This is a genomic window from Mycobacterium sp. 1245499.0, assembly GCF_001673615.1.
Lineage (GTDB): Bacteria > Actinomycetota > Actinomycetes > Mycobacteriales > Mycobacteriaceae > Mycobacterium > Mycobacterium europaeum_A.
Genome location: NZ_LZMG01000082.1, coordinates 1 through 10,277 on the forward strand (window position 1 = coordinate 1; position 10,277 = coordinate 10,277).

Genomic DNA, 10,277 nt, shown 5'->3' on the forward strand with positions numbered 1-10,277 from the left:
TCAACATGTACGGCATCACCGAGACGACGGTGCACGCCTCCTGCCGGAAGATCTGCGACGCGGACATCGACGGCCACGTCAGTCCCATCGGAAAACCGTTGGCGCATTTGGCGTTTTTCGTCCTGGACCCGTGGCTGTGCCCGGCGCCCGCCGGTGTGCCCGGCGAACTGTACGTGGCCGGGTCCGGGGTGGCCGTCGATGTCCGCGTCGCAGATCTTCCGGCAGGAGGCGTGCACCGTCGTCTCGGTGATGCCGTACATGTTGATCAGCCGCGGGCGGTGCGGGTGGTTGTGCAACCACTTGCCCAGCCGCTGGGGAAGCAGCGCTTCGCCGCCGAACACCACGGTGCGCGGGGTGAACTGATGCGTTGACCGCGACGCGTCGGCGCCCTGTAGCGCGAAGAAGGCCGACGGGGTCTGGCTCAGCACGCTGACGTCTTCGTCAATCAGCAAGGCCCGCAGGTCTTCCGGTGAGCGCACGACGTCGTCGGGGACGATCAGCAGCCGTCCGCCCGACAGCAGCGCCCCGAAGATCTCCCACACCGAGAAGTCGAAGGCCAGCGAATGGCACTGGCTCCACACTCCGGTCGGCGGCGTCAGCCGGCCGTTCATCGAGGCCAGCAGTGCGGTGACGTTGCCGTGGGTGACCGTGACGCCCTTCGGGGTCCCGGTGGTGCCGGAGGTGTAGATGAGGTAGGCGATGTCGGCGGGTTCGGGCGCGGTCAAGGCGCTGCCGGGCCGGGTGTGCACGGCGGGCCCGGCGACGTCGATGATTGCGACGCCGCATCCGTCGAGCCGCGACCGCAGGTTCGTCGTGGTGACGGCGGCGACGGGCGCGGCGTCGGTGAGCATGAATCCGATGCGCTGTTGCGGCATGGCGGGGTCGATCGGCAGGTACGCCGCGCCGGTCTTGAGCACCGCGAGGATGGCGACGACGGCGTGCGCCGAGCGCTCCATCAGGACCGCCACGCATTGCCCGGGTCCGCATCCTTCGTCAATGAGCCGGTGCGCCAACCGGTTCGCGGCCGCGTCGAGCTCGCGATAGCTCATCGACAGGCCGCCCCACGTCAGCGCCACCGCCAGCGGGTCGCGGGCCACCTGAGCGGCGAACAGCGCCGGAATCGAGGACGGCCCGCTGGCCTGCCGCGACAGCGCCGCGCGGTTACCGATGGCGTGGAGGCGCGCGTGCTCGTCGTCGTCGAGCAGATCGATCGACGACAGTCGCCGGGCGGGGTCGGCCGTCATCGCCGCCACCACCCGCCGCAAGCGCTCGATCAGCGTTTGCACGGTGGCGGTGTCGAACACGTCGGTGCGGAATTCCACCGCGCCGCCGATCCCGGCGGGCCGGCCGTCCCGAGTCCAGCGTTCGGCCAGCGACCACGCCAAGTCGGTTCGGGCGGTGCGGGTGTCGACCGGCAGCGGGGTGACCCGCAGGTCACCGAGGCTCAGGTCGGTCGGCTCGTGGTTCTGCCAGGCCAGCATGACCTGCACCAGCGGATGATGCGCCAGGCTGCGGGTCGGGTTGAGCCGCTCGACCAGCGCCTCGAAGGGCACGTCCTGGTGCTCGTAGGCGGCCAGGCTGCGCCGGCGAACCTGGGCGAGTAGTTCGGCGATGGTCGGGTCCGCACCGACGTCGACCCGCAGCACCAGGGTGTTGACGAAGAAGCCCACCACGTCGTCCAGGGCCGGATCGCGCCGCCCGGCGATCGGAAAGCCCACCGCCACATCCGAACTCGCGCTGATCTTGGCCAGCAACACCGCCAGGGCGGCCTGCACCACCATGAAGCTCGTCGCGTTGTGCGCGTCGGCCACCGCCCGCACCCGCTGCTGCAACTCCGCTGGCCACTCCACCGCCACGCTGGCCCCGCGGTAGTCGGCGACCGCCGGATAGGGCCGATCGGTGGGCAGCTCCAGCCGCTCGGGCAGCCCGGCCAGCGCCCGTTCCCAATACGCCAGTTGCTTCGCGATCGGGCTGTCCGGATCTTCCAGATCGCCGAATTGCGCGCGCTGCCATAGCGTGTAGTCGGCATACTGCACCGGCAGCGGCGTCCAGTCCGGGGCCTGTCCGGCCGCACGGCTGGCGTAGGACAGCGCCAGATCGCGCACCAGCGGCGGCAGCGAACCCCCGTCCGCGGCGATGTGGTGCACCACGGCCACCAGGACGTGCTCCTCAACACCGAGGCGGAAAAGTTTGGCACACAAGGGGATTTCGGTTGCCAGGTCGAACGTGTGCCGCGCCGTGTGGCGGATGGCGTCCTCCAGGCGGGCGGGTGACCAGCCCGTGGCGTCGACATCTTGCCATGGGACGTCGGCCCGCTCGGGGGGCAACACCACCTGCTGCGGTGTGCCCTCGACGGCGGTGAACACCGTGCGCAGGCTCTCGTGGCGTGCCACCACGTCTCGCAGTGCCACCGCGAGCGCGGTGGCGTCCAGGCGTCCGCTCAACCGCAGCGCCGCGGCCATGTTGTACACCGGTGAGGGGCCATGCAGCTGGTCGATGAACCACAACCGCGACTGGGCGAACGACAACGGCAGCACCGCCGGCCGTTGGTGCGCTATGAGTCCGTCGAGCCTGCCCCCGCCCGCGCCGACGCGTGCGGCCAACTCGCCAACGGTGGGCGCCTCGAACAACATCCGCACCCCGATGCCGGCGTCCAGCGTGGTGTTGATCGTGGCGATCGCCCGCATCGCCGACAGCGAGTCGCCGCCCAGATCGAAGAACGAATCGTCCACCCCGACCCGCTCGAGCCCCAGCACCCGGGCGTAAATGCCGGCCAGGATTTCCTCGACCGGGGTGGCCGGGGCCCGATAATCACCGGCGGTGTAGTCGGGTGCCGGGAGGGCGCGGGCGTCGATTTTGCCGTTGGGCGTCAACGGCATTGCCTCGATGGCCACCACCGCGGACGGGACCATGTAGGCGGGTAGCCGCGCGGCCAGCTGGGCGCGGATCTCGGCCGGGTCGGCGGTGCCGGTGTGGTAGGCGACGAGCCGCTTCTCGCCCGGCCGGTCCTCACGGGCGATCACCGCCGACTGCGTGACGCCGTCCAATTGCCCTAGGGCGCTGTGTACTTCACCGAGCTCGATGCGATGGCCACGGATCTTGACCTGCCCGTCGGCGCGCCCGGCGTAGTGCAGCTGACCGTCCGCGCCCCAACGCACCAGATCCCCGGTGCGATACATGCGCGTCCCGGTCCCGCCGAACGGGCAGGCTACGAACCGGGATGCGGTCAGACCGGCGCGGCACGGATAGCCGACGGCCACCCCGGCGCCGGCCACGTACAGCTCGCCGACCACGCCGGCGGGCACCGGCCGCAGCCACGCGTCCAGCACGAACAGCGCGGCCCCGGCCACCGGCGAGCCGAGCGGTGGCGCTCCGGTGTCGGCGGCGAGCGGCGCACTGAGCACCACATCCACCGTGGTTTCGGTGGGCCCGTAGGCGTTGATCATCACCCGGCCCGGGGCCCACTGGCCGGCCAATGCCGCCGGGCAGGGTTCACCGCCGATGATCAGCGCGGTATGCAGACCTTGCGGTGACAGAGCCGCCAGCGCCGATGGCGTTTGGCTGAGCACGGTGACGCTTTCGGCGATCAGCATGGCGTGCAGTTCGTCCGGCGAGCGCGTCACCTGCTCGGGCACGATCACCAGGCGGCCGCCGCCGGCCAGGGCGCCCCAGATTTCCTGGATCGACACGTCGAAGCCGTAGGAATGGCACTGCGACCACACGCCGGCTCCGGGCAGCGCGGCGTGCAGCGATTCCAGGAGTTGGGCGACGTTGCGATGAGTGACGGCAACGCCTTTCGGGACGCCGGTGGTGCCCGAGGTGTAGATGATGTACGCGACGTTGTCGGATGCCGGCGCCGGCAACGCGGTGCCGGAGTGATCGTGGACGGCGGCGGCGTCGATGTCTATGACCGGCAGTCCGGACCCGGCCAGGCGCGAGCGCAGGCCCGTCGTGCTGAGCGCGACGGTCGGTGCGGTGTCATCGATCATGAATCCGATCCGGGCCGGCGGGAGCCCCAGGTCGATGGGCAGGTAGGCCGCCCCGGCCTTCAGGGTCGCCAGGATGGCCACGATCGCCTCGGCCGATCGGGAAAACAGCAGCGCCACAACATATCCCGGCCCGACGCCCTGGTCAACCAACAAGTGCGCCAGGCGGTTCGACGCCTCGTCGAGCGCGCGATAGGTCATCGTGCGACCCTCGCAGGTCACCGCGATCGCGTCGGGCCTGCGGGTCACCTGGGTGGCGAACAGCGCGGGCAGTGACGGCGGTGTGGCCGCGCCCCCGGTCAACGCCGCCCGATTCCCCCAGTCGGCAAGCCGCGCGTGTTCCCCGCCGTCGAGCGCGTCCACGGACAGCAACGGCCGGGCCGGATCGGCGGTCATGGCGACCAGCAGCCGGTGTAACCGCGCGGTCAGCGTGTCGATGTGGGCCGGGTCGAACACGTCGGTGTCGAATTCGACCCGCAGGCGCAGCTCTTCACCGGGCACGGCCTGCAGCGACAGCGGGTAGTGGTTGTATTCGTGGCTGGTGAATTCGGTGACGGTCAGGTCGTGGACGGCCGACAACGTCGTGGCGTCGACCGGATAGTTCTCGTATACGAGCAAGCTGTCGAACAGCTGGTCATGCCCGGTGATGCGGTGAATCTCGTTGAGCGCCAGGTGCTGGTGCTCGAGGGTGTCATTGTGGGCACGTTGCAGCTGGCCCAGCAAGTCGGCGACGGTACTCGCCGCGGTGACGCGCGCGCGCACCGGCACGGTGTTGATCAGCAGACCCACCATGGATTCCGCGCCGGGCAGATCGGCCGGGCGGCCCGAGACGGCGGTGCCGAAGGCGACGTCGCGTTGACCGGTCTGCCACATCAGCAGCTGCGCCCACGCCGCCTGCAGCACGGTGTTGACGGTGGTGCGACAGGAGCGCGCGAGTTCGCCTAGCGCACTGGTGGTTTCGGCCGTCAATTGCAGGGTCGCCACGGCGCGCGGACCCAGCCCGATTCGGCCCGCCGGGCCCACCATGGTGGGGGTGTCGAAACCGTCGAGCGCAGCGCGCCAGGCCTGGCGGGCGGCGGCGACGTCCCGATCGGCCAGCCAGGTGACGAACCCGCGGTACGGCAGCGCCGTCGGCAATCGCGAGCCGTAGTAGCAGGCGAAGATCTCTTGCAGCAGGATCGGAAGCGACCAGCCGTCCATCACGATGTGGTGGACGGTGAGGAGGAACCGGTGTTCGTGATCCGCGGTGCGGATCAGCGCGGCCCGCAACGGCGGATCCGCACCGAGCTTTCGCGCCGCGACCCGCTCGGCGGTGCAAAGCCGCTGGACCTGTTCCTCGACGTCGCCGCCCCGGATCTCGACATGCTGATAGGCGAGGTCGGCAGCGCCGGGGATGATCTGCACGGGATCGCCGAAGTCAGAAGAGAATCGGGCGGCCAGGTTGGGGTGGCGGGTGACGACGGTATCCAGGGCGCGCTGCAGTCGGTGCGAATCGAGGGCGCCCCGCAGCGTGATATTCAGCTGGACGGCGTACACGTCGGCGTCGCCCTGGCCGGCGGTCGCATGGAACAGCAGTCCCTGCTGCAGCGGGGTCAGCGGCAGGATATCGGCGACGTCGTATTGCCGCTCGAGTTGGTCGATCTGCTGCTGACTGAGCCTGGCGGGGGCGATGTCCGACGGGGTCAAGCCGCCGCCGCCGCGCCGGACCAGCGCGCAGATGCTGGCCAGTGCCTCAAACCACAACCGGCTCAGTCGCTTTGCCTCACCACGCGTCAGCGCCGAGGGTGCCCACGTCCAGTTCGCCAGCAACTCGGGACCGTCGTCGGTCTCCATGGTGCCCGCATTGAGCTCCAGCGTGTGCGGCAACGGCAGCGCCAGCGCCGCGGCCGCCGCACTCAACGACGGACTGTTCGGGCTCGGCCGCCACAACTCGTCGGACAACCCGGCGGTTCCACCGCCGAGGCGACCCAGATAGTTGAACCCGATGTCCGGATCCGAACCAGCCAGTGCCACTTCGGGATTCAGGTAGCGCAACAGCCCGTAGGTCACACCGTTCGGCAGGGCGCGCAGTTGCTCCTTGGCGTCCTTGATCACCGCGCTCACCGCGGCGTCACCGGCCCTCACTCGTCCCCAGTCCAGGCCGGGGATGTCCAGGGCCACCGGATGTTTGGTGGTGAACCAGCCCACGGTGCGGGACAGATCGACGTTCGGGCCCAGCTCTTCGCCGCGCCCGTGGCCCTCGATGTCGATGCCGATGGGGTTCGCCGTGCCGGAGAATTCGGCGATCGCCATCCCGAAGGCGATCAGCAGGATGTCCTGCACCCCGGCGTGGAACGCCGCGGGCACCTCTCCCAGCAACGACCGGGTCGTCTCGACGTCCAGCGACGCCGACAACTGCCCCGCGGTCGCGTAGGTGTCCTCGGGCCGCGCCGCCGGCAACAGCGCCGGTGTCTGCTCGATGCGCCGCCAGGCGTCTGCCTGGTCGAGCACCGCCGCGCTGCGGGCGTGGTCGGCCAGCAGCGACGACCACCGGGCGAACGAGGTCCCGCCTGCGGGCAGTTCGATCGGCTGGCCGCTGCGGTGCTGTGCCCAGGCGATGTTGATGTCCTCGACCAGCGTCCGCCAGGACACGGCGTCGACGGCCAGGTGGTGAATGATCAATGCCAATTGGTTTGTCGCGCAGGCCCATACCGCGCTCAGCAGCACGCCGGCGCCGGGGTTCAGTCGGGACCGCGCCTGGCTGAGCGCCGCATCGGAGAGCACATCCACGGTCCGCAAGCAGGCGCAGGCGTCCACCGCACCCACCTCGGGCACGTGCAGGGACCAGTCGCCCGCGCCGTCGTCGTCGACGCAGAGCCGCAGCATGGGATGCCGGTCCAGCAGCGCCTGCAGCAGCACCGGTATGTCGGCCTGACCCACGCCCGCCGGCGCCGCCAGCACCAGCGTCTGGTTGAACTGCTCGATGGGGCCGTCCATGTTCTGCAGCCACCGCATGATCGGGGTGGCCACCACCGGCCCCGTCCCGTCATCGGCGGCATCGGCTGCTGCGGAGACCAGTGTGACGACCCGCGCCAGCCGGGACACCGTCTGTTCCACGAAAACATCACGCGGCCGGCACATTACGCCGGCGGCGCGGGCCCGGGCGACCACCTGCATCGACAGGATGCTGTCGCCGCCCAGGTCGAAGAACGAATCGTCCACGCCGACCCGCTCAAGCCCGAGGGCCTGGGCGTAGATGCCGGCCAGGATCTCCTCGATCGCGTCGGCCGGGGCGCGGTAGGCGTCCGAGCCGTAATTTGGGGCGGGCAGGGCGCGGGTATCGAGTTTGCCGTTGACGGTCAGCGGCAGCGCGTCGAGCGTCACGACGGCGGCCGGCACCATGTAGGCCGGCAACCGCTCGGCGAGCCGCGACCGCACTTCGGTCGGGTCCGCCGTCCCGGTGACATACCCCACCAGCCGCACGGTCGCGGAGTGGTCTTCGCGGGCGATCACCGCGGCCTGCTCGACGCCGTCCAATTCGGTGAGCGCGGAGTGTATTTCACCGAGCTCGATGCGGTAGCCACGGATCTTGACCTGTTCGTCGGCGCGCCCGAGGTACTCGAGCTGCTCGTCGGCGCCCCACCGCACCAGGTCGCCGGTGCGATACATGCGCGCGCCGGGCCCACCGAACGGGCAGGCCACGAACCGCGATGCTGTCAAACCGGCGCGGCCCAGATAACCGGCGGCAACCCCACGGCCCGCGATGTACAACTCCCCCACCACGCCGGGCGGCACCGGACGCAACCAGTGGTCCAGCACGAACAGCGCGGCGCCGGGCACCGGCGAACCGATCGGCACCACATCGAGATCCGCCGTCAGCGGCGCGGTCATCGCCGCATACATGGTGGTCTCCGTCGGGCCGTATTGGTTGATCATCACCCGTCCGCGCGCCCACCGATCCATCACCTCGACGGAACACGGTTCGCCGCCGACGATCAGCGCCACCGATTCCAGGCCGTCGGTCGCCAGTGCCGCCACCGCCGACGGGGTCTGGCTCAACACCTCGACACCTTCGGCAATCAGCAAGGCGCGCAGGTCTTCCGGAGACCGGACCACCTGATCGGGGACGACGACGAGGCGTCCGCCGCGCAGCAGCGGCCCGAAGAGTTCCCATACGGAGAAATCGAAGGCCAGGGAATGACAGTGGCTCCACACCCGCCCCAGACCCAGTTCGGGATCCAGCGACAGCAACAGTTGGGTGACATTGTGGTGGGTCACCGCGACACCCTTGGGGGCGCCCGTGGTCCCCGAGGTGTAAATGACGTACGCGACGTTGTCCGCCGCCGGCGCCGGCAATCCCGTGGTGGGTTGGACGCGCACGGCGGGGTCGTCGATGTCGATGACCGGTCCGCACCGGGGCAGATCCGCGCGGATCTCGGCAGTGCTGACCGTCGCGATCGGTGCGGCATCGGTGAGCATGAATTCGATGCGGGCCGACGGTAGCGCCGGGTCGATCGGTACGTAGGCCGCGCCGGTCTTCAGCACTGCCATGATCGCCACGATCGCCCCGGCCGACCGGGGCATCGCCACCGCCACCCGCTGGCCGGGGCCCGCGCCGCGGCCAATCAGTATGCGCGCCAACTGGTTAGCCGACGCATCGACCTCGCGATAGGTCCACGACCGTCGACCGCAGGTGATCGCCACCGCCGCGGGCGCGTGAGTCACCTGTTCGTCGAAGAGTGCCGGGATGGACACCGGACCGGTCACCGGCTGGGTCAACACCGCGCGGTTGCCGATCGCATCGAGGCGGTCGCGCTCCGACTCGGCGAGGACGCCGATCGTCGACAGCGCCCGGGCGGGATCGGCGGTCATGGCCGAAAGCACCTGCCGCAGTCGGGCGATCATCGTCTCGATGCTGGGCGCGTCGAAGACGTCGGTGCGGAACTCCACCGTTCCGGTGATGCCGGCGGGCCGGCCGTCCTCTCCCCAATGTTCGGCGAGCGAGAAGACCAGATCCATCCGGGCGACCTGGGTCTCCAGGGGCAGCGGCGTGACCTGTATATCGCCCAGATTCAGGTCGACGGGTTGGTTGTTCTGCCAGGCCAACATCACCTGGACCAGCGGGTGGTGGGCGAGGTTCCGGGTGGGGTTGAGCCGTTCGACGAGCACTTCGAAGGGCACGTCCTGGTGTTCGTAGGCCGCCAGGCTGCGCTGCCGTACCCGGGCCAACAGTTCGGCGACGCTGGGATCGCCGCCGAGGTCCACGCGGAGCACCAGGGTGTTGACGAAGAAACCGACGACGTCGTCCAGGGCCGGGTCGCGCCGGCCCGCGATCGGAAAGCCCACCGCCACATCGGAACTCGCGCTCAGGCTGGACAGCAGCACGGCAAGGCCGGCCTGCACGACCATGAAACTGGTCACGTGGTGGGCTTGCGCCAGGTCGGCGATCTGTTGCTGAAGGTCGGCCGGCCACTGCACGGCCAGGCCGGCCCCACGGTAATCGGCCACCAAGGGATACGGCCGGTCGGTGGGTAGCTCAACACGTTCCGGTAGCCCGGCTAGGGCTTGTTCCCAGTAGGCGAGCTGCCTGGTGATGGGGCTGTCCGGGTCGTCGAGGTCGCCGAATTGGGCGCGCTGCCACAGCGTGTAGTCCACGTATTGGACCGGCAGCGGCGCCCACTGCGGGGCTCGTCCGGACGACCTGCTGGCATAGGCCGTCCCGAGGTCACGCACCAGCGGCGCCAGCGACCACCCGTCCGCGGCGATATGGTGTACCACTGCCACCAGGACGTGTTCATCGTCGCCGGTGTGGAAAAGCCATGCCCGCAAGGGCAATTCGCTGGTTAGATCGAAGGTGTATCGTGCCGCCTCGTGGGTGGCCTCCGCCAGCCAGGAGGCCGGCCACCGGGTGGCGTCGACGACCTGCCAGCCGACTTCGCTGCGCTCGGGCGGGACGACCGCCTGTTGCGGCGTGCCTTCGGGCGCGAGGAACAGGGTCCGCAGGCTTTCGTGGCGGCCCACCACGTCGGCTAGGGCGGCGCCCATCACCTCGGCATCCACCGGCCCGCTCAGCTTCAGGGCGACCGCCATGTTGTACACCGGCGATGGGCCCTGGAACTGGTCGATGAACCACAAGCGCGACTGGGCGAACGACAAGGGCACCAGCGCCGGCCGTTCGGCGGGCACCAAGCGGTCGGTGCGGGCGGCGCCGGCCTGCACGTGGGGCGCGAGTTGTGCGACGGTGGGTGCCTCGAACAGGGATCGGACGGTGAGGTCGGCGTCCAGTTCGGTATTCACGGCCGAGACGAGCCG

Annotated in this window: 2 pseudogenes; one reads left to right on the top strand and one right to left on the bottom strand. The window is 69.9% G+C overall.

The window, feature by feature from the left end:
- Positions 1–5 precede the first annotated feature (5 nt).
- A pseudogene (locus A5646_RS30345) lies at positions 6–134 on the top strand (hypothetical protein); the annotation flags it as partial.
- Positions 135–179: 45 nt separating this feature from the next.
- Here A5646_RS30345 and A5646_RS04200 read toward each other — a convergent pair.
- A pseudogene (locus A5646_RS04200) lies at positions 180–10,277 on the bottom strand (amino acid adenylation domain-containing protein); the annotation flags it as partial.